Raw genomic sequence first — 18,641 nt, 5'->3', positions numbered from 1 at the left:
CATCAAGACTAAACAAGGCGTACCATTTTCCAAACAGGGAATCAGTGATAGTCCTCGACCTGTTCAAAAACGGGAAAACAGCGTGTTTCGAGTTCCATTCCTTGTCGGCATCGCCCTATTGATCGCCTTTGGCGGCGGCATTGCCGCGACGCTGGCAGCACTTGAGGCGACATCCGGCTTCGGCTCGATCCGCATCGGCTCATGGGATGCCTTTCCGGAAGCGCAGACGATCGAGGCCGATCCCTACGCCAAGTCGCACCGCGCCGATGCCGGCAAGCTACTTTATGGAACGGCCGAGGGGCTGGCCTTCACCGCCTCCGTCGACAGCGACGGCCAGCGCCTGACCGGCGAATGCCGTTACCAGCTGGCGGGCGCCGTGCCGCCCTCGCGGTTCTGGACGCTCTATACCGCCGACCAGCAGGGCAATGTTCTGGCGGAAGATGCCGGACGACCGTTTGCGCTCAATTCGCGCACGCTGTTGCGCAGCGCCGATGGCGGCATCGACATCACCATTGCACCCGATGCCCAGACCTATAACTGGCTGGCCGTGCCGCAGGGGCAGACATTCAAGCTGGTCATGACGCTGCTCGACACGCCGGTTGCCGGCAGTTCCGGCCTTATCGACATCGCCATGCCGCAAATCCGCAAGCTGGGGTGTGGCAATGCTTAGGACCCTGCTCGCCATCCTCACCGGCCTTGTCGCCGCCGCCGTGCTGCATGTCGTCATTCTTCTGGCGATACCGCATTTCAGCAATCGCGACGCCTATACCCGCGCCTTGGCGGAAGGTAAGCCGCATCAGTTTCATCTTCTCGAAGAAACGACGGAGAAAAAGACACTGGGAAGCGGCGATCCCTTCATGCGGGTTGCCGTCTGCACCTTCAATATCGAGGAAAAGCCCGTCAGGCTGACGGCCATCGGCGCGGTGCCCTTCTGGTCGGTCGCGGTTTACGACAAGGCGTCGAACGAGGTGTTCAGCATGAACGACCGCACGTCCGCAGGCGGGGTGATGGATATTCTGGTGGCGGATTCGGTGCAGATCGCGGCCATTCGCAAGGCGCAGCCGCCATCGCTTTCACAGGCCATTCTGGCGGAATCGGATCAGACGGAAGGGTATGTGGTGTTGCGGACCATGGTGCCGCAGCCGAGCTTCGGGGAAGAAGCGGAACGGTTCCTGAACGAGGCGAAATGCCAGCCGACACCCTGGAAATAGCGCCGGTCAACCAAGCGTAATCAGGATTTGAAGGCGGTTTCCGGTGCGGGCTTGCGCTTGCGCGCATCCTTGCCAGCCGGTTCCGTATCGCGTTTTTCATAACGCACGCCGGTAAACAGCACGACCTTTGCCGGGCCCATAACCTTGCCGGACATTCCGGCCGGGCGCAGGCTTCGTCGGGCTTCGGCGATTGGAATAATAACTGCCATGCTCGTCTCCTCTTCGGGAGTCAATGTTGCCCATGGGAACCGCGCAAGCCTCGTCTTGCGTCGGGAATTTCATCACCATCACATTGCGCATAATCCAGCCCACAGACTGGTTTTCGCACGACCCAAAAATCGATGGCGATTTTGCAAGGTGTCGTGCGCATATCAAGGCTTCGGCATGCCATTTTCGAAATTATTCTATCAATCAGAATAACATGGAATCCTAATACTGCCCATGAAATTAGAAACAGACAGAGGTTAATGATCCGTTAACCCTAATCGCCGGGCGCCAACTTATCCTTCATAAAGCTGCACCCGTTGAAAACAAAGGCGAGACGGCAAGGTTCCATGACGTTTTGTCCGTCACGAAGGTTTTAAAATTTCCTTGTTGATAAACGCACAATAACGCTTGCCACCCCCCATAGTTAACAGGGTGTCAACGGATTTGCTCTAATTTGAACCGATATTGTGTTTGCGTTTTTGTTGGGTAGTGCGTTGACCGACCGGTTTCGAGAACTTGAGAGGCCAAGAGCCGTGAGGAAGAAAGATGTGGTGCTAATGGCCACTGTCACGAATTTTGAGACTGTTCCCCATCCGTCAAAAACGGACCTTCGGCAGTTTGCCGAGCTTTTCATGCCGCTTTTCAACGCTTCCACCGAAGAGGCCAAGCGGGAAGCCATTGCAGCGCTTTCCCAGCATCCAAACGTGCCTTCGGCGGTTGCCTTCTTCATCGCCTGCCAGCCGATTTCCATTGCCGCCCCCTTCCTGATTTCGTCGAAGTGCCTTGATGACGACACGCTGATCACCATTGCCCGCACGCAAGGGGCCGCCCATGCGCGCGCCATCGTGCGGCGCGAGGACCTGTCGCCGACCGTCATCGACGCGCTAGTCGGCCTGCGGCACATGGAAGACCTGAAGCGACCCGATGACGCGACGCCTCCCGCCATGCCGGAGCCCGCCATTGCGCAGCCGGCAGACGCCCAGATCAAATCCACCGCCGTGGAAGAGGAAATGCGCCAGCGCATCAAACGGATGGCGCATCAGCTCAGCCGCCCGGAAAGCGACGTTCTTGGCCTGCGCCGCCTGAGTGACGTGCAGGAAGCGCTGCTCGTGCGGTTCGCGCGCGAGCGTGATGCGCGGCAGTTTGCCGTGACGCTGGCGGATTCGCTGTCGTCCAGCTACTGGCTGTCGGAGCGCATCATGCTCGACATATCAGGCACGCAGCTCGCCACCACCCTCATCGGGCTCGGCATGGAATTTTCCGAAGCCGCCTTCATATTGCAATGCTTCTATCCGCATCTTGCCGCCGCCGAAGGCGACATGAGCCGCGCCGAGGCCATGCTCGACCGCCTCGAAATCATTGAATGCGAAGAGCGGGTGGAAAGCTGGCGGCGCGCCGACAGCTACACCCACGGCCGCGAACGACCGAACCACAGCGCACCTGTCATTCACAGAACGGGGACGTGAGGGTTAAGGCGGCCACCCCTCGCCCGGAGCAATTCCGGGCGCAAAGCTGCTGCACGCTTTAAATCTTCGGTTGGTCCACCAGCGTCAGGAGAGTGCCGATCTCGTCCGTTTCGATCTCGACGACCCACAGATCGCTGTCGAAGCGCCGCTCCCTTTCGAGAAGAGCAGTACTTTCCTCCCCCTCCACACCTGCAAGACGCGTCTCGAAACGGCGTTCGGCCCGGACTTGCTCGTCCTCGGCAAAACTCTGCGGCGCGGGTCCATAGAGGTTTTCGCGGCCATCACGAAGGCGCTGGCGGATGAAGATCGCACCGGCCTCTTCCGCACCCTTCTTTTCGACAGCGGCAAAGCCACCAGCGGAAAACACGCGGCGGATAAGGGCTGATACGAAGATTTCGGATTTGAGGCGCATTGGGGGTGCTTTCGATGGAGGCGGCAGGCCGCTGCCTGTCCGTGTTGTTACGCTCTCTTCTTTCCTCGTTCCTGCGCTTGTCACAGGAATGGGGAGAATTGAGACCCAGTGCCCTAAAGCGCCCCGATCGATTTCAGCTTCTTCAGCACGGCTTCGCTCGGTTCACCAGTCTCCGGCAGGCGGTAGTGTTTTTCGAAATGGCGGATGGCGTTGCGGGTCTGCTCGCCGGCCACACCGTCCACTTTCACATCGGCATAGGCGATATTGATCAGTCCCTGCTGGATCTTTGCAATCAGATCGCGGCTCACCGGCTTTGAAGCGGCGGCAGCGCTGTTCAAGGAGACCGGTTCGGCCTTGGGACGAGGCGCTTCAGCCTTACGGATTGCGGCCGCGACCGGGTCGATCTCAACGCCGCCGCCAGTGTTGGCGTCGGAAGGCCGATCCTTCGGGATTGCGGCGACGGTTGCGCCGTCGATCCTGAGCGCCGCCAGCACCCGTGTCGTCGGTTCGCCGGTCTGTTCCATGCCAAGCGTTTCTTCGAAGAACATGATGGCAGCAGCCGTGCGCGGTCCCATCTTGCCGTCCGCCTCGCCTTCGTAAAGCCCGCGTTTTTTAAGTTCGGCCTGAATATCGGCAACGATCTGCTGCGGCTTCTGGTTTTCCGCCGCAACCGATGTCGCAGGCGTCGCCGTTGCGGCCGCCGGTTGCTGTGCGGTTTCGGTTTCGCTGGGGCGTTCTATGCGGAAGGTCGTGACATGACCCTGCGTGCCGAGCGGCTCTGCCGCGCGATAACCGGCAATGCCGTTCGGGTTTGCCGCATCGCGGGTACGCAGGAAAGGAGACGGATGAACGCCCGGCTGGTACCAGAGCGCGTTGGCGGCGACAAAACCGAAGACGACCACGAAGGCGCCTGAGCCGCCCACCAGTTTGGGACGGCGCAGGAGTTCGCGCCCGATGGCCGAAACCACCAAGGAAACAATCCCGGCGCCAATCTGGGCCGTTGTTTTCTTAGGCGATTTTCGCTTTCGCGGGGCCATCGTCACCATCCTTCCTCATAATCACGGCCATTTCGCCGAGCCGTTTGATGCGCGGCGGAAACTCCACCATGCATTCGGTTTCAGCGTTTTCGCCACCTGCCATGCCGGAACCGTCAGCAGGCAACATGATCGTTACGACCGTCCCCGCGCCGGGCTGGCTGGTGATGGCGAAAGTGCCGCCATGCAGTGCTACCAGACCCTTGACCAGGGACAATCCCAGACCCGTGCCCTCATAGCGACGGGTATATTCATTCTGGACCTGCATGAAAGGCTGGCCCAGGAGTTCAATCTTGTCGGATGCGATGCCGATGCCGGTATCGCTGACCGTCAGTTTCAGCATCCTGCCTTCACGCGCAGCATCGATCGACACTACACCGCCGGCATCGGTGAACTTGATGGCGTTACCGGCCAGATTGATGAGAACCTGGCGGATGGCGCGCTGGTCGGCGGAGATTTCGCCGATACCGCGCTGGATGCGGCTGGTCAATGTCAGACCTTTTTCCTTCGCCTGCAAGCCGAGCATGGCCTCGCAGGACGAGATGGTTTCGCCGATCGGGAAGCTTTCCATCATCAGCTCGTAACGGCCTGCTTCCAGCTTGCTCATATCCAGCATGGTGTTGACCACCGACAGGAGATGCGCGCCGGACTGGCGGATCAAGCCGACATATTCCCGCTGGCGGTCGTTTTCCAGCCGGCCGAAATATTCGCCCGCCAGAATGTCGGAAAAGCCGAGGACGGCGTTGAGCGGGGTGCGCAGCTCGTGGCTGACGGCAGCGAGGAACCGCGACTTGGCGTCGTTGGCCGATTCCGCCTCTGCCGCCTTGCGGGCGACATCGCGGCGCAGAAGCTCCATCTCGGTGACGTCGGAGAGCTGGGCGACGACGCGGCGCAGCCTGCCGGCCGCATTGCGGATCGCCGTCATTTCCATACGCGCGTGAATGAACTGCGCATGGCGCGATTTCGCACCGGTTTCGAACCGCAGTTCCACGCTGGACTTTTCCTCGCCCTGCCGCAGAAGGTCGAAAGCCTGCATCAGCTCGATGCGATCAGAAACATAGACATATTCGGCAAAGACATGGCCCTTGCAGGCCTGAAGATCGGCTGGAAACGTTTCAAGGTCGCGGCCGGAGACGCGCTCGACGAGGCCGTTTTCATTGATGGTGAGTACGAGGCCGGGCAACTGCGATGCCGCAACGAGGTCATCGTCGCCGGCTTGAGCGGACAGGGACGCTGCGCCACGGGCAGGACGCGAAAAGGCGATCAACAGGGCGGCTGCGGCCAGATAGAGCGCCAGCACCAGAGCGGCGCCGATGGGCAGCGCGATGGCGGGGCTGAAGACGAGGCTGAACAGGGCGGGAACGACCAGGAAGCCGACGGCGCTGAAGGCAAACAGGCGGCGCAGGCGCGCAACGGTGCCGGCGCGCCTTTCGGCGTCCTCCTCCATACGCGCAAGCCATCTGCCTGCGGCATGGTCGACCAATGCGACCGCTTTTTTTCTCATATTACGCAATACCAAACCTGAATCCCTGAGACGGATCTAACGGCTCCGACAATAGAAGCCCGCGGCTTAAGGAATGGATAAAAAGAACGGCACCAAACAGCCTCGAAATGCGCCGCAGTCCCATTACGGAGCATTTCAACCAAGCTTTGCCAATCATGGTTAATGACGGGTAAGCGACGGATTTCGCTTTATTTTTGCCATCGCGTTAACCTTTGTGGCGGCACGGGTGAGCACTTTTGCCCGGAACAGACGGCATCTGTCGCAATTATGCTTAACATGGACTGTTAAAATGCGACGGAATTGCTGGAGCCGGTCCCGATGCGAGGAGAATAGATACAATTTGAATTAAATTGCGCGGCTTTTTGCAATTGGCTGTTCGCCGGTCGCCTGTAGCTTCTCTCCAAGCCCGAAAAACGGGACAAAGGCCGATGACCCAAAACGGGCGGGGCTTCAAAACAAAGATCATCTGGCAGGGTAGTCTGACAATGTGGTTTCTGATCAAAGGAACATTCTGGTTTTCGCTGGTGCTGGTCGCGCTGTCCTATTTCGGCAGCAGCAACGATCCGACCAAGGAACCTTCGGCATTCGATATTCCCAGCGCCGTTTCGGCAGCCGGTGAGGCCTATCGTTATGTCAGCGCCATCTGCATCGAAAAACCCGACGTCTGCGTCAAGGGCGCCGAAACCTTCCACGCGCTCGGTGAACGGGCAAAGGAAGGCGCCAAGGTCGCCTATGAATTGCTCGACGCGCAGCTTGCATCCGGTGATAAAACGGCACCCGCAGCCGAACTCGCCAGCGAGAGCGAAAAACTGGCCGCAGCACCGGCGATCAGCGTCGAATTCCCTGGGAATGCCGACATGCTGAAGACCGGCACCATCATTCCCCTGCCGCAGAAGCGCCCCACCCCCTGATATTTTGCGCCGCCGCCTAACGCCGCGCCGACCCTTCTCTGCAGCCGGATATGTCCGCCTGCGTGACTGCCTGCCAAACTTGCCCACGGAAACCTGTTTCCGTGGGCTTTTTCATGGTCCGCATGGTTCAAAACCGTCCGCACTTGCCCTATATCGTAGCAAAGCATGGCAATAACGAACGGTACGGCGCGCAACATGGCCTCTCTCGATACGATCCTTGACGATTTCGCCTTCCTCGACGACTGGGAGGATCGCTATCGTTACGTCATCGAACTCGGCAAGGCGCTTCCCGACCTTGCGGAAGACAAGCGCACGCCTGAGAACAAGGTACAGGGCTGCGCAAGCCAGGTCTGGCTCGTCAGCCACAGCGATGGTGCTGAAGATCCTCTCATGACCTTCGAGGGCGATTCCGATGCGCATATCGTGCGCGGCCTCGTCGCCATCGTTCTTGCCGTCTATTCCGGTAAAAAAGCTTCCGAAATCGCCGGTCTCGACGCCATTGAGGTGTTCGACAAGATCGGGCTGGTGGAACATTTGTCCTCGCAGCGCGCCAATGGCCTGCGTTCCATGGTCAAACGTATCCGCGAGGAAGCGAGACTTCTGACCGCCTGAGCCTTCATTCTGTTGCCATCGTTGGCGCCATCGGCGGGCGATAATCTTCGTCGCCCCAATGGTGGCTTGTCCTTCTGCTGCGTTGCGCTTGCGGCGCATAATGCCGGGCAAGCGATAGCAGAGCGGCCCGCAGCAGCAGTTTTGCCGAACGCGCCGGCCATTGCCGCTCGCGCTCTACGGCCTCCAGCCCCTTTTCAAAGCAGCAGATATCGATGGCGACACCTGAAAGTTCAGGCCCCATAGCATCGGCTGCACGGGAAAACCGCGTCCGGGCGGAAATCGCCGCGTCGGTAAGATCGAGCTTGCCACCCGCCTCCCCCTTCGTGCGGCTTGCAATTTTCGGTTCCCAAGTTGCCGTCACCTTTGGGTTCAACTGCGCGCGGTGAAAATCGGCGGCGAGGCGTTCGCCCGCCTGCAAGGCGTCGCTGGGGAAGAATGCCGTGCCATCCTTTTCCTTCAGCCGTGAAAGGCCTGTCAGTGGCGAGCTATTGAGGTTGCGCCGGGCCGGTTGCCTGCCCTTGCCGACATCCAGAACCACCGTCTGCAAATCCCAGTGCTGTTCCTGAAAAATCTCGTCGCGATCCCTGGCTATAGCGCGCTTCAAATAGGAGGCGAGCGGCGGCGCGGCGGAGAGCGTGTTTTCACGTCTCTCGATCAGCCCCGAAGAGAGGGCGAGCTGCACCGTGGCGGCCGGAAACCGCAACGCCGGACGCCCTGTCCTGCCGTTCCCGGCCTCCGGTCGCTGCAATACCATATCGCCGCGATCCCCCGATATCTCAGCCGTGCCCGCAGCAATGCAGCGCAGGAGCCGCAACAGGACAGGATCGGGAGGCATGGCTGGAGCGCTTTTTGTCTCACTCATCCCGAACACCCTTCATCACGTTGAAAATGCTGCCGGAAAGCCGCTCCAGTGTGGCGACGAACTCGTCAAAGGCGGGTTCGTCGCGACGATCCTCAACCACCTGGCATGCATGGCCGACTGTCGTTCTGTCCCTGCCGAAACAGGGGCCGATATCTGACATGGGAATACCGAGCTGCACATGGCACACATACATGGCGATCTGGCGGATATGGCATTCGGTGCGCCGCCTGTCCCGGCGCGCAGCCACACGATCGCCGGTTAATTGCACCATTTCCCCGGCCAGTTGCCGGACCAGCCGGCAAATCCGGGAAATCTCATCCCGCCCGGCAGCAGGCGGAAAACGGCGGAAATTGCTATCGGCAACCTGCACACAGGGCCGAAAGGGGGCAGGCAAAGACGATATGTCCGAAGGCATATGCAACTCCTTTACGAATAGGAATTAATTCATACACCTGAGGATGGGCCCGGGGAAGGGCAAATTTGGCGTCGAAAACCATGCGATTGATTTCGCTTTGTTTTTGAATAAAAGTGACGCCTCGACAAGGATTTTTTTCCTCTGTCGAAATTGCGCGCGGCAATAAAAAAGCCGGTCTAAGGACCAGCTGGACATAACACTATGGTGCAAGATGTGTATGGAGCGGGCATGTGCGCCCTGCCGCCATCTCCTGCTAAGGGAAAAGGTCACGGCGGCGAGTTAAGGGGCAAGGCCAGCAATATGCTGCCAAGGTCCCCTTTATCCGGCGCTTCGGGCCATCTTTCCCCGGACGGGGAGAAAATACAGCCGCGACACAATCCGTCTTAGAAAATCAACGGTTCGCCTTGCGGCGCTGACCGAGACCCATTTCCTTGGCGAGCCGCGAACGGGCTTCGGCATAGGCGGGAGCAACCATCGGATAATCGACCGGCAGATCCCATTTTTCGCGATATTCTTCCGGCGTCATGCTGTGATGCGTCGTCAGGTGGCGTTTGAGCGACTTGAACGAGCCACCACATTCCAAACAGACGATATGATCGTCCTGAACCGACTTGCGAACCGACACAGCAGGCTTCTGCTTTTCAACATTGACCGCCACCGATGCCGGTGCCGATGTTCCGCTGAGTGCCGTATGAACATCCGAAATAAGGCCGGGAAGCTCAGTTACCGGAACGACGTGGTTGCTAACATAGGCAGCCACAATATCCGCCGTCAGTTCGACCAGCAGATCCTGGGCGTTACCGTATGCAGTTTCCGTCATTTAAGTATCTCCTGTTATTTATCTCCAGACACGGATGAACGCCGCATCGAGCGATGTGAAGTTACCCGGTGCCCCTCCTTCGCCCTGTTGAAACCAACGTGAAATCTACCCCTAGATTTCAAGCGAAACCGGAAACGAATTGATCCGAGATTCAACTTGTAGCCCGCGACATGGCCAACAAAGGTCTGATCAACCATAGATTAGACATTAATAAAATGCCTATGCCGACCATGAAGAGGCTAGATGCAAATCGCAATAAGCAATTTTACACTTAATTTGGATAGCATCAAAACAGCAAAAGTCAAATTCCTATTATGATTTTTTCAGTTCAAAACAGTCTAATTGGAATACAAAAAATCACGGGTAATAAAATACTATGCCAAGTAGTAATGCAAAACGAAGACCCCCCATTATTAGGGGGTAATTCAACTTCAAATTTTCTTTAGGTCATCAACTACCGATTTATCAGCAAGTGGATAACCTGCCTTGTGTGCAGCCATTGCAAGAAGATGTGCGGAGACCGGTGCTGTCAGAACAAAGAAAAAGAAACCGGCAAGTGCCCGTGCCAGCGTCGATATTTCCGTGGAATGAATGCCGACAGCCAGCAGCAACAGGCCTGAGCCCACCGTTCCCGCCTTGGAAGCCGCATGCATGCGGGTGTAGACATCCGGCAGGCGATTAAGCCCGATTGCCGCAATCAGCGAGAAGGCGGCACCTGAGACCGTCAGTGCCGCAACCAGAATAGCCACGATCCAGCCCATCATCGCCCGCCCCTTCTTTTTCCACGCCTGGATACTTGTTTTTCAGGCTTTTCAACAACTTCCGATGCCCGCTCACCGTCAAGAACAGCCTTTGTCCTGCGCCTGCCATCTGCACCGCGCGACAGGACGAAGCGGGCAAAAGCCACCGTTGCGAGAAAACCCACCAGTCCGAGCGCAATGGCGATATCGACATAAAGATCGACGCCGGTGCGGATGGCGATAACCGCAATGAAGCCGATGGCGATGCCGACCAGCATGTCGAGCGCGACGATTCGGTCCGGCAAGGTCGGACCGACGACGACGCGATATACTGTCAGCAAAAAGGCAGCGGACAGTACAACCGTGGCAAGTACAGTTGCAAATGAAACTATGAGTTCCGGCGTCATCCCTGAAACGCCTCCATGATCTTTTTTTCGAAGCCGTTTCTGATGTCATTCTTGGCGGCTTCGATATTGCTGCAATCGATCGCGTGGACGTAGAGCGTTGTTTTATCCTCGGAAACATCGACCGAAAGTGTGCCGGGGGTCAGCGTGATGAGATTGGCAAGCAGCGTGATCTCGAAATCCGTCGTCAGCCTGAGCGGATAGGCGAAGATACCGGGCTGCACATCGAGCTTCGGCCGCGTCACCATCACCGCCACCTTCCAGGCCGACAGCGCCAGCTCCTTGAAGAACAGCAGCAGCAGCGACAGCACGCGGACCGGACGCAGTCGATGACGGCCGCCCTTGGGGATCTGGTGACGGATAAGGCCCAGAGCCAGCGCCGAGACGATGAGGCCGAAGAGAATGTTCGCCGGCGTGACGCTGCCGCTCACAGCGAGCCATACGCCAACGAAGAGCAGTAACAGGATGTAGCGGCTCATGGTCTGCTCCCTTCGGGAAACACCGACTGGATATAGGCGTCGGGGTTGCCAAGCCCCGCCGCCGCCTGCTGGCTGAGATTGAGCAGGCTTTCCGGAAACAGGCCGAAGAACACCACCAGCAATGTCAGCCCGACCAGCGGGACGAAAGAAGGGGCCGCTAGAGGCGACGCAGGCAGCGACGGCGCCTGGCCGGTTGAGGCCACTGCCGGGCGCCAGAAACATAAGAGGAAGACCCGCCCGAAGGCGATGGTGGCGATGAAGCCGGACAGGAGAAGGGCTGCGGCAAGCCACCAGGCGCCGATATCGATCGCCGATTTGACGAGAACCACCTTCGGCCAGAAGCCGGAAAACGGCGGCAGGCCGGAACCGGCGAAAAACAAGGCGAGCGCGAGGCCCGAAAACCACGGCGCCTGCCGATAAAGGCCACCGAGCGAAGTCAGGGTAAAACTGCCGCCAAGGCGGGCGGCGTGGCCGGCGGCGAGATAAAGCGCCGTCATCAGCACCATGGAGTGCAGCGCGTAAAAGATCGCGCCAGCAACGCCCGAGGGCGTGCCGATGGCGATGCCCGCCATCATGTAACCGATGCCCGATATGACGATGTAACCGAGCATGCGGCGGATATCGTTCTGTGCCAGCGCACCCATGGCGCCGAGCACCATTGTCAGCGCCGCAGAGATGGCGATGACGATACTCAGCTCCTCCCGCTCGACCGGAAACAGCATGACCATGACGCGCAGCAGCGCGTAGATGCCGACCTTGGTAAGCAGGCCGCCGAACAGGGCGGAAACGACGATGCGCGGCGTGTGATAGGAGGCGGGCAGCCAGAAATTCACCGGAAAGGCCGCCGCCTTCATGGCGAAGGCGAGAGCAAACAGGCTGGCCAGCGTCATCAACGGAGCCGTGCCGCGCAGCTGCGTCGCCTTCAGCGCGATATCGGCCATATTGAGCGTGCCGAAGATGGCATAGAGATAACCGACCGTGATCAGGAACAGCGTCGTGCCGATGAGGTTGAGGATGGCGTATTTCAGCGCGCCATCGATCTGCTCGCGCGTGGAGCCCAGCACGATGAGGCCGAAGGACGAGATCAACAGCACCTCGAACCAGACATAGAGGTTGAAGAGGTCGCCGGTCAGGAACGCACCGGTGACACCCGCCATCAACAGCATCAGGAATGGATAAAAACCGTATCGCCTGCCGCTGGCGTCGATATCGGCGCTGGCGTGGATGGCACCGGCCAGCGCTACGATGGCGGCGGCGAGCGACAGCAGCGTGCCAGTCAGATCAGCCGTAAAGGCAATGCCGAAGGGTGGCAGCCAGCGGCCCATGACCATGGTGAACGGCCCTTGGGTCACGACCTTCCACAGAAGCGCAGCATCGAGCAGTACCAGCAGAACAAGTGCCGTGATTGCAATGGGCGCATGCAGACGCATGGTGTGGCGCAGCATCATCAGCACCGCACCTGCGCCGATTGAGAGCGCGACGGGAAGGATGATCAGCCAGTCGGATAGCGGCACGGGTGCCGTGACCAGCGCTGCGGAAAGATCTGATATTGCGGAAGTGGTGGATGAAGCCATGTGTCTGTGCCCCGCCCCGCTCAATAACCGAGCGGCGGCAAAGGCTCGCCTGCCGGTTCTGCGGTGCGCATTTCGTCGGTGTCGTCGGTCTGCAATTCCTGGAACGCGCGCCAGGTCAGCACCAGCAGGAAACAGAAGAAGGAAAAGGAAATGACGATTGCCGTGAGGATAAGCGCCTGCGGCAGCGGATTGGCGGCACCCGCCGGCAGCGTGTCCATGCCGGTTGGAATGATCGGCGGCACTTCGCGCGTCAGCCTTCCCGCCGTGAACAGCAGGAGGTTGACTGCGTTGCCGAGAATGGCGATGCCGAGCAGCATGCGGATGCTGTGACGCGAGAGCATGAGATAGATCGCCACCGAAAAGAAGATGCCGACGAGAATGGAGAAAACAGCTTCCATCAGTCGCTATCCCTTTCTTCCAGAGCCAGCGCAATGGAGGTGATGGCACCGACCACGACGAGATAAACGCCGATATCGAAGGACATGACGGTGGAGAGTGGCACTTCCACACCAAGCAGGCTCGGATAGACCCACAGCCCGGTCATGAAGGGCACGCCGGCTGCAATCGAGACGAGACCAGACAACGTCGCCAACAGCAGCCCCGCGCCGGCAATGGACAGCGGATGGTACACGATGGCGCGCCGGACTGCGGCCACACCATAAGCGATGCCGTAGATCGCCAGCGCCGAGACCGCGATCAACCCGCCGATGAAACCGCCGCCCGGCTCGTTATGGCCGCGCAGCAATACAAAGATGGAAAACAGCACCATGAGGCTGGTGACTACGGGGGCGACGGTGCGCAGGATAAGCGTGTTCAAGCCCGCGCTCCCTTCTTCTTCGCTATTTTTGCTGGGCCCTTGATGGCAACAGCCGGGCGGATGCGGATGAGCGCGAGAATGGCCAGGCCTGTTATCATCACCACCGCAATCTCGCCCAGCGTATCCGTGCCGCGGAAATCGACGATGATGACGTTCACCACATTCGCCCCGTGGGCGATGACCTTGGAATAGGTGTTGTAGAAATCGGTGAGGCGATTATCGAACGACGCTTCCGTCGCCCGCATCAGGAACAGGGCAAAGCCGGTTCCGCAGGCAATGGCGATGGTGCTGTCCAGAAGCTTCTGGCCAGGGCCGCGGTGGTCTGACGGCGACAGGCGAAGCCTTGTCATCACCAGCGTCAGAATGACCACGGAGAGGGTTTCGACCATGAATTGCGTAAACGACAGATCGGGCGCGCCGAACAGCAGGAAGATGACCGCCACCGCAAACCCCTGAATGCCGAGCGCGATGATGGCCGTAAGCCGGCTGGACGCCGTGAGCACCGCGACAAGGCCCGCAACCGCGATGCCAATGAAGGTCAGCTCATGGATTTTCATGTCGTGCGGCCACGCCGGCATGGACGGCAGTTCGCCATAGAGAAACAGCGGCGCAAGCAGCACGACGGCAATGACGGCGAAAGTGGCGGTGACGTAAAATTCCAGCCTGCCGGGCTGGATAAGCCTGACAACATGGAACGAGATTTTGACCAGCGTTTCGATGAAAACATCGAAGCCCCTGTCCGGCCCTGCACCCAGCGCCTTGAAGGTGCGCACCATCAGGCCGCGAACGGCGGAAAGCTGCATATAGAGGACGATGCCGAGCGCGATGGTCAGCAGCGACAGGCCGAGCGGCACGCCGATATGGGGAATGAGCGAGATTTCCACCGGGCGCGGCTCACCCGCGATCGCGCTTGCCATCGGCGTCGAAATGTAAAAATGCGAAAGGCCAGCGAAGAGAGCGATGGTCAGCCCCTTTATCGCCAGCAGCGCCGGGCCGAGCCACAGCAGCAGTGGTCCCTCATGAGCGTGTTTCGGGGTTTTCACGGGCTTGCCGAGGAAAGGTTTCAGCGCCACGGCAAAAGCGACGGCAAACATCAGCGCATTGCCGAGAATGGCGATGCCGGTGAACAGCACGGCACGCGGATTGCCATGCGCCAGCGCATAATAAATCTCCTCCTTGGCGAGAAAGCCGAAAAAGGGCGGCAGGCCGGCCATGGAGATGGCTGCGGCAAGTGCTGCCGCAAAGGTGATCGGCATGGCTTTTCGCAAGCCGCCGAGCTTCGTCACATCGCGGGTTCCGGTCTCGTGGTCGATGATGCCGGCGACCATGAACAGTGCGCCCTTGAAAAGCGAATGCGCCACCAGATAAAGCACAGCCGCCTCGATCGCGTGGTCCGAGCCGAAGCCGGTCAGCATCACCAGCAGACCGAGCGAGGACATGGTGGTATAGGCCAGCATCAGCTTCAGGTCGGTCTGGCGCACGGCGAGCAGCGCGCCGGTCAGCATGGTCAACCCGCCGAAGAACGGCAGCAGGATCTGCCAGGCAGCGGTATCGCCGAGAACGGGGTTGAGGCGCATCAGAAGATAGACGCCGGCCTTCACCATGGTTGCCGAGTGCAGATAGGCCGAAACCGGTGTCGGTGCCTCCATCGCGTTGGGAAGCCAGAAATGGAACGGGAACTGCGCCGATTTGGTGAACGCGCCGCCGAGAACCAGCAGCAGCGCAGCCAGATAGAACGGGCTGTCGCGTAATATATCGCCGCCACGCACCAGCATGGACAATTGCGTCATGCCGCTCATGTCCCAGATGAAGATCAACCCGGCGAGCAGCAGCAGACCGCCGCCGCCCGTTACCACCAGCGCCTGCAAGGCGGCACGGCGTGCGGCCGGGCGCGCATGGTCGAATCCGATCAGCAGGAACGAGGTTATCGAGGTCAGTTCCCAGTAAACGAATAGCATCAACAGGCTGTCCGAAACCACGACGCCTAGCATCGCGCCCATGAACAGAAGCAGGAAAGACAGGAAGCGGCCCTGCTGCGGATGCCCCTTCATGTAACCGCCGGCATAAAGCACGATCAGCAGACCAATACCGGTGATCAGAAGTGCAAAGGTCAGCGACAGGCCGTCAATGAACCACGAAAAGCTGAGGTTGAAACTTGGAACCCAGACGTAACCGCCCGTGACCACGCCGCCAGCCGCCACCTGCGGCAGCATCAGTGCGAAGTGTACAAAAGCCAGCGCGGGCGCGATCGCCAATATCCAGACGGCATTGTGACCTAATCTTTTCACCAGCATCGGTGCGGCAAGCGCTGCCAGAAACGGCAAAAACAGCGACAGGAATGTCAGCTGCGTGACATCTGATGTCATTCACATCTCCCAGGGCTTCCCCTACCCCTGTACGCCCATGAATGGCGTTCTTTTCAAATCGTATTTTTCAGTTAAGGCATAGACACCGCCATCTCAACCCAAATCGACTCTCATACCTGCCCATAACGTACTCGTTATGACAGCTGCCCTCTTTCAATCTGCAGCGCCGATGCCTATTTCTGGCAGGAACAGAAAGGATCATTCCATGAGCGATCTGACATCCCCGAAAGTGAACAAGAGCGATGCCGACTGGCGCGAGCAGCTGACGCCGGAGCAATATCGCATCCTGCGTGAACACGGCACCGAGCGCCCATTTACCGGTCCCTACTGGGACACGTTCCAGAAAGGCCTCTATCGCTGCGCCGCCTGCGACGAGCCGCTGTTCCTCTCCGATACCAAATTCGATGCAGGTTGCGGCTGGCCGAGCTATTTCGAACCGGTGAAACCGGGTGCGGTGACGGAACATCGCGATGCGACGCTTGGCATGGTGCGCACCGAAATCCGCTGCGCCAATTGCGGCGGCCACCTCGGCCACGTCTTCCCGGACGGCCCACCGCCCACCGGCCTGCGTTATTGCATCAACGGCCATTCGATGGTGTTCGAACCCATCTGATGAGAGACAGGTAACGGCCGGTTGCCTTCCGGCCGTTCTTGCGAAGAAAATGACCGTCTCGACAGCCGGACCGGAGAGTGAGATTATCGCGATCTCACTCCTTCCGGATCACCATCATGGCGCTCGAAACCATCCTCATATTCATTCCCGCCTGCTTTGCCCTGAACATGGCGTTCGGGGCCAACAATCTCCTGTCGATGACGGTTGGTGCGCGATACGGCATGGCAACGGCAGTGATGGCCGCGAGCGGCCGGCTGGTTGCGTTTGCTGGCATGATCGCGATCGCCGCTTTGGGCCTCGGCGCACTTTTGATGGCTTCCGAAATGATGTTTTCGCTAATCAAATGGATCGGCGTTCTCTACCTGCTGTGGATCGGCTTCAAGCTCATCCGCTCAAGGGCGGATGTCACCGCTCCCGATATCTCCTCGGGCAACGGAAATATTCTCAAGACCTATCTGCGGCAGGAGTTTTTTGTCGCCTCCGGCAATCCGAAGGCCATCCTGATCTTCACGGCCTTTTTCCCGCAATTCATCCGGCAGGACGCCTATTGGCAGAGCTTCGCCACGCTCGGGGCAATTTTCCTGCTGCTCGAGGTGGTGGCGATCACCGTTTATGCCTTTGTCGGTTCGCGACTGTCCGGTCTTATGCGCAATGCGCGCGCCCTGAAGCGCGTCAACCGGATCAGCGGATCGATGATGATGGCTTTCGGCGTCATGCTGGCCTTCGCCCGGCGCCCCGCCTGAGAGAAATCCCGGCCCGCGTACTAGTTCAGTTTAAGCTCCATGCAGGTCAGGTCCAGCCAGCGGCCAAACTTGGTGCCCACTTCCGAAAACCGGCCGGCAACGGTGAAACCGAGGCTTTCGTGCAGGCGGATGGAGGCGGCGTTTTCCGATTCGATCGCGGCGATCAGCACATGCACATCGTTGCCGGAAGCGTGGTCGATGAGCGACTGCATCAGCCGCTTGCCGATGCCGTGTCCGCGCGCGTCCTTGTGGACATAAACCGAATGTTCGCGGGTGTGGCGATAGCCGTCGAAGGCGCGCCAGTCGCCATAGGAAGCGTAGCCGGCAACCTTGCCGTCAAGAATCGCGACGATCACAGGAAAGCCGCGTGACTTGCGGGCGGAAAACCATTCCTTGCGGTTTTCCAGATCGACCAGCACTTCGTTCCAGATCGCCGTCGTGTTCAGGACCGCGTCGTTGTAAATCTCCATGATGCCGGAAAGATCGTCCACGGTGGCATCGCGCAGTTCCAAACTCATTATCGTTCGCCCTCATTCTTGTCTGCATCGCGCGCCCAACGTTCCGGGGCACGACCTTCAGGCGAGCATTAGGCGATGACGCGGATGGCTGTCCAGTGCTCTCTAGATCAGGAAGACATGGGAACGAGGCTGAAGGAAGTGACCACGGCAAAATAGTGGACAACGGCGGCGGCGACGACGAAACCGTGCCAGATGGCGTTCTGGAATCGCAGCTTTTCCCAGACATGGAAGACCACGCCGAGCGAATAGATGACACCGCCAGCGACAATCAGCCAGAGCGTGACGGGGGCCAGATGCGTCGAGAGTGGCTGCACCACCATGATGCCGCTCCAGCCCATGGCGAGATAAAGGCCTATGGCGACCCGGTCGTAACGGCCGGGAAACAGGCATTTGAGCAATATGCCGCAGATGGCGGCAAGCCAGATCAGCCCCAGCATGGTGGCAATCAGCGGCTCGTGGATACCGCGCATCAGGAACGGCGTGTAGGTGGCGGCGATCAGGATGAAGATCGCCGAGTGATCCAGCCGGCGCAGGAACCATTTTACGTTGGAATGCGGCCAGATATTATAGGTGAAGGACACGGACAGGCAGGCGACAAGGCCGAGTCCGTAAATCCAGGCGGCCGCGATGGCGCTGAGGCTGCCCCAGACGGTCGCGTAAAAAATCAGCGCCGTGGCGCCGACCAGCGCAAAAACGATACCCACGCCGTGGACGATACCATCGGCGACAATCTCGTGAAAATCATACTGGCGACCAAACCGCCACACGTTACTCATAGTCCATTCCCGTTTGCCTGCTTGTGGCCAAGCATGACGGCAATATTAGACAGGAACAAGACAGCAGCCGGTTAACGGCGATCAAATTGCGTTCCGGGCTGTTGCGAAAGGAGAGGTTGAGCGGTGGCCTCGCCGTTTCCCTCATTCCTGCGCTTGT

General features: G+C 59.2%; 23 protein-coding genes. 7 read left to right on the top strand and 16 right to left on the bottom strand.

What is annotated here, in order from left to right:
* Positions 1-82: 82 nt before the first annotated feature.
* Together AB4Z23_RS04085 and AB4Z23_RS04080 are read left to right on the top strand one after the other, a co-directional pair.
* On the top strand, positions 83-670 hold the full coding sequence (locus AB4Z23_RS04085; RefSeq protein WP_003512054.1) for a DUF1214 domain-containing protein: 588 nt from the start codon (positions 83-85) through the stop codon (positions 668-670).
* The gene (locus tag AB4Z23_RS04080) at positions 663-1,211 is read left to right on the top strand and encodes a DUF1254 domain-containing protein (RefSeq protein WP_013635715.1); all 549 of its coding nucleotides are present in this window, start codon (positions 663-665) and stop codon (positions 1,209-1,211) included. The genes AB4Z23_RS04085 and AB4Z23_RS04080 overlap by 8 nt, the downstream gene beginning before the upstream one ends.
* 20 nt (positions 1,212-1,231) lie before the next feature.
* On the opposite strand, the gene AB4Z23_RS04075 is transcribed toward AB4Z23_RS04080, so the two are convergent.
* Positions 1,232-1,420, bottom strand: coding sequence for a hypothetical protein (locus tag AB4Z23_RS04075; RefSeq protein WP_013635714.1), 189 nt, complete (start codon positions 1,418-1,420; stop codon positions 1,232-1,234).
* A 555-nt stretch (positions 1,421-1,975) separates the two neighbouring features.
* On the opposite strand from AB4Z23_RS04075, the gene AB4Z23_RS04070 reads away from it, so the two are divergent.
* On the top strand, positions 1,976-2,884 hold the full coding sequence (locus AB4Z23_RS04070; protein ID WP_003512047.1) for a DUF2336 domain-containing protein: 909 nt from the start codon (positions 1,976-1,978) through the stop codon (positions 2,882-2,884).
* 58 nt (positions 2,885-2,942) lie between these two features.
* On the opposite strand, the gene AB4Z23_RS04065 is transcribed toward AB4Z23_RS04070, so the two are convergent.
* From AB4Z23_RS04065 to AB4Z23_RS04055, 3 genes are all read right to left on the bottom strand, one after another.
* Entirely contained in the window at positions 2,943-3,296 is a 354-nt protein-coding gene (locus tag AB4Z23_RS04065; RefSeq protein ID WP_013635712.1) for a DUF1491 family protein, read from the bottom strand.
* A gap of 113 nt (positions 3,297-3,409) precedes the next feature.
* Complete coding sequence (locus AB4Z23_RS04060; RefSeq protein ID WP_013635711.1) at positions 3,410-4,333, bottom strand: peptidoglycan-binding domain-containing protein; 924 nt, start codon at positions 4,331-4,333, stop codon at positions 3,410-3,412.
* Positions 4,305-5,834, bottom strand: a complete 1,530-nt coding sequence (locus AB4Z23_RS04055) for a sensor histidine kinase (RefSeq protein ID WP_421477950.1) — start codon at positions 5,832-5,834, stop codon at positions 4,305-4,307. The genes AB4Z23_RS04060 and AB4Z23_RS04055 overlap by 29 nt, the downstream gene beginning before the upstream one ends.
* Positions 5,835-6,319: 485 nt before the next feature.
* On the opposite strand from AB4Z23_RS04055, the gene AB4Z23_RS04050 reads away from it, so the two are divergent.
* Positions 6,320-6,745 carry a DUF5330 domain-containing protein gene (locus AB4Z23_RS04050; protein WP_025592804.1) on the top strand — a complete coding sequence of 142 codons (426 nt, stop codon included), beginning with the start codon at positions 6,320-6,322 and terminating at the stop codon, positions 6,743-6,745.
* 195 nt (positions 6,746-6,940) lie between these two features.
* Positions 6,941-7,357: a SufE family protein gene (locus AB4Z23_RS04045; RefSeq protein ID WP_025592801.1), complete on the top strand. Its 417-nt coding sequence runs from the start codon at positions 6,941-6,943 to the stop codon at positions 7,355-7,357.
* A 4-nt stretch (positions 7,358-7,361) separates the two neighbouring features.
* On the opposite strand, the gene AB4Z23_RS04040 is transcribed toward AB4Z23_RS04045, so the two are convergent.
* From AB4Z23_RS04040 to AB4Z23_RS03995, 10 genes are all read right to left on the bottom strand, one after another.
* Positions 7,362-8,219, bottom strand: a complete 858-nt coding sequence (locus AB4Z23_RS04040; protein WP_421477949.1) for a DUF6456 domain-containing protein — start codon at positions 8,217-8,219, stop codon at positions 7,362-7,364.
* Positions 8,212-8,634, bottom strand: a complete 423-nt coding sequence (locus AB4Z23_RS04035; RefSeq protein WP_003512040.1) for a helix-turn-helix domain-containing protein — start codon at positions 8,632-8,634, stop codon at positions 8,212-8,214. The genes AB4Z23_RS04040 and AB4Z23_RS04035 overlap by 8 nt, the downstream gene beginning before the upstream one ends.
* A gap of 391 nt (positions 8,635-9,025) precedes the next feature.
* Positions 9,026-9,454 (bottom strand): MucR family transcriptional regulator Ros, encoded by a 429-nt coding sequence (ros, locus tag AB4Z23_RS04030; protein ID WP_003512037.1) that lies wholly within the window; start codon positions 9,452-9,454, stop codon positions 9,026-9,028.
* Between the two features lie 431 nt (positions 9,455-9,885).
* Positions 9,886-10,218, bottom strand: coding sequence for a monovalent cation/H(+) antiporter subunit G (gene mnhG, locus AB4Z23_RS04025; RefSeq protein WP_003512029.1), 333 nt, complete (start codon positions 10,216-10,218; stop codon positions 9,886-9,888).
* Positions 10,215-10,601 (bottom strand): cation:proton antiporter, encoded by a 387-nt coding sequence (locus tag AB4Z23_RS04020; protein ID WP_003512027.1) that lies wholly within the window; start codon positions 10,599-10,601, stop codon positions 10,215-10,217. The genes mnhG and AB4Z23_RS04020 overlap by 4 nt, the downstream gene beginning before the upstream one ends.
* Complete coding sequence (locus AB4Z23_RS04015) at positions 10,598-11,077, bottom strand: Na+/H+ antiporter subunit E (RefSeq protein WP_013635705.1); 480 nt, start codon at positions 11,075-11,077, stop codon at positions 10,598-10,600. Before AB4Z23_RS04015 ends, AB4Z23_RS04020 begins: the two co-directional genes overlap by 4 nt.
* Complete coding sequence (locus AB4Z23_RS04010; RefSeq protein WP_421477947.1) at positions 11,074-12,651, bottom strand: Na+/H+ antiporter subunit D; 1,578 nt, start codon at positions 12,649-12,651, stop codon at positions 11,074-11,076. Before AB4Z23_RS04010 ends, AB4Z23_RS04015 begins: the two co-directional genes overlap by 4 nt.
* Positions 12,652-12,671: 20 nt before the next feature.
* Positions 12,672-13,049: a Na+/H+ antiporter subunit C gene (locus AB4Z23_RS04005; RefSeq protein WP_080799100.1), complete on the bottom strand. Its 378-nt coding sequence runs from the start codon at positions 13,047-13,049 to the stop codon at positions 12,672-12,674.
* On the bottom strand, positions 13,049-13,468 hold the full coding sequence (locus AB4Z23_RS04000) for a Na(+)/H(+) antiporter subunit B (protein ID WP_441360002.1): 420 nt from the start codon (positions 13,466-13,468) through the stop codon (positions 13,049-13,051). Before AB4Z23_RS04000 ends, AB4Z23_RS04005 begins: the two co-directional genes overlap by 1 nt.
* Positions 13,465-15,834, bottom strand: a complete 2,370-nt coding sequence (locus AB4Z23_RS03995) for a putative monovalent cation/H+ antiporter subunit A (protein ID WP_421477946.1) — start codon at positions 15,832-15,834, stop codon at positions 13,465-13,467. Before AB4Z23_RS03995 ends, AB4Z23_RS04000 begins: the two co-directional genes overlap by 4 nt.
* 205 nt (positions 15,835-16,039) lie before the next feature.
* Between AB4Z23_RS03995 and msrB the strand changes: the two genes are divergently transcribed.
* On the top strand, positions 16,040-16,447 hold the full coding sequence (gene msrB, locus AB4Z23_RS03990) for a peptide-methionine (R)-S-oxide reductase MsrB (RefSeq protein ID WP_003512009.1): 408 nt from the start codon (positions 16,040-16,042) through the stop codon (positions 16,445-16,447).
* Between the two features lie 116 nt (positions 16,448-16,563).
* Positions 16,564-17,190 (top strand): LysE family translocator, encoded by a 627-nt coding sequence (locus AB4Z23_RS03985; protein WP_421477945.1) that lies wholly within the window; start codon positions 16,564-16,566, stop codon positions 17,188-17,190.
* Positions 17,191-17,210: 20 nt separating this feature from the next.
* On the opposite strand, the gene AB4Z23_RS03980 is transcribed toward AB4Z23_RS03985, so the two are convergent.
* On the bottom strand, positions 17,211-17,708 hold the full coding sequence (locus AB4Z23_RS03980; protein WP_174061541.1) for a GNAT family N-acetyltransferase: 498 nt from the start codon (positions 17,706-17,708) through the stop codon (positions 17,211-17,213).
* Between the two features lie 107 nt (positions 17,709-17,815).
* Positions 17,816-18,484, bottom strand: a complete 669-nt coding sequence (trhA, locus tag AB4Z23_RS03975) for a PAQR family membrane homeostasis protein TrhA (protein WP_003512005.1) — start codon at positions 18,482-18,484, stop codon at positions 17,816-17,818.
* Positions 18,485-18,641: the final 157 nt, after the last annotated feature.

Origin of the sequence: Agrobacterium sp. MCAB5, assembly GCF_052114365.1 — a bacterium.
Taxonomy (GTDB): Bacteria; Pseudomonadota; Alphaproteobacteria; order Rhizobiales; family Rhizobiaceae; genus Agrobacterium; species Agrobacterium tumefaciens.
The sequence above is the reverse complement of the archived record's forward strand: the minus strand, read 5'-3'. Positions and strand labels throughout refer to the sequence as shown.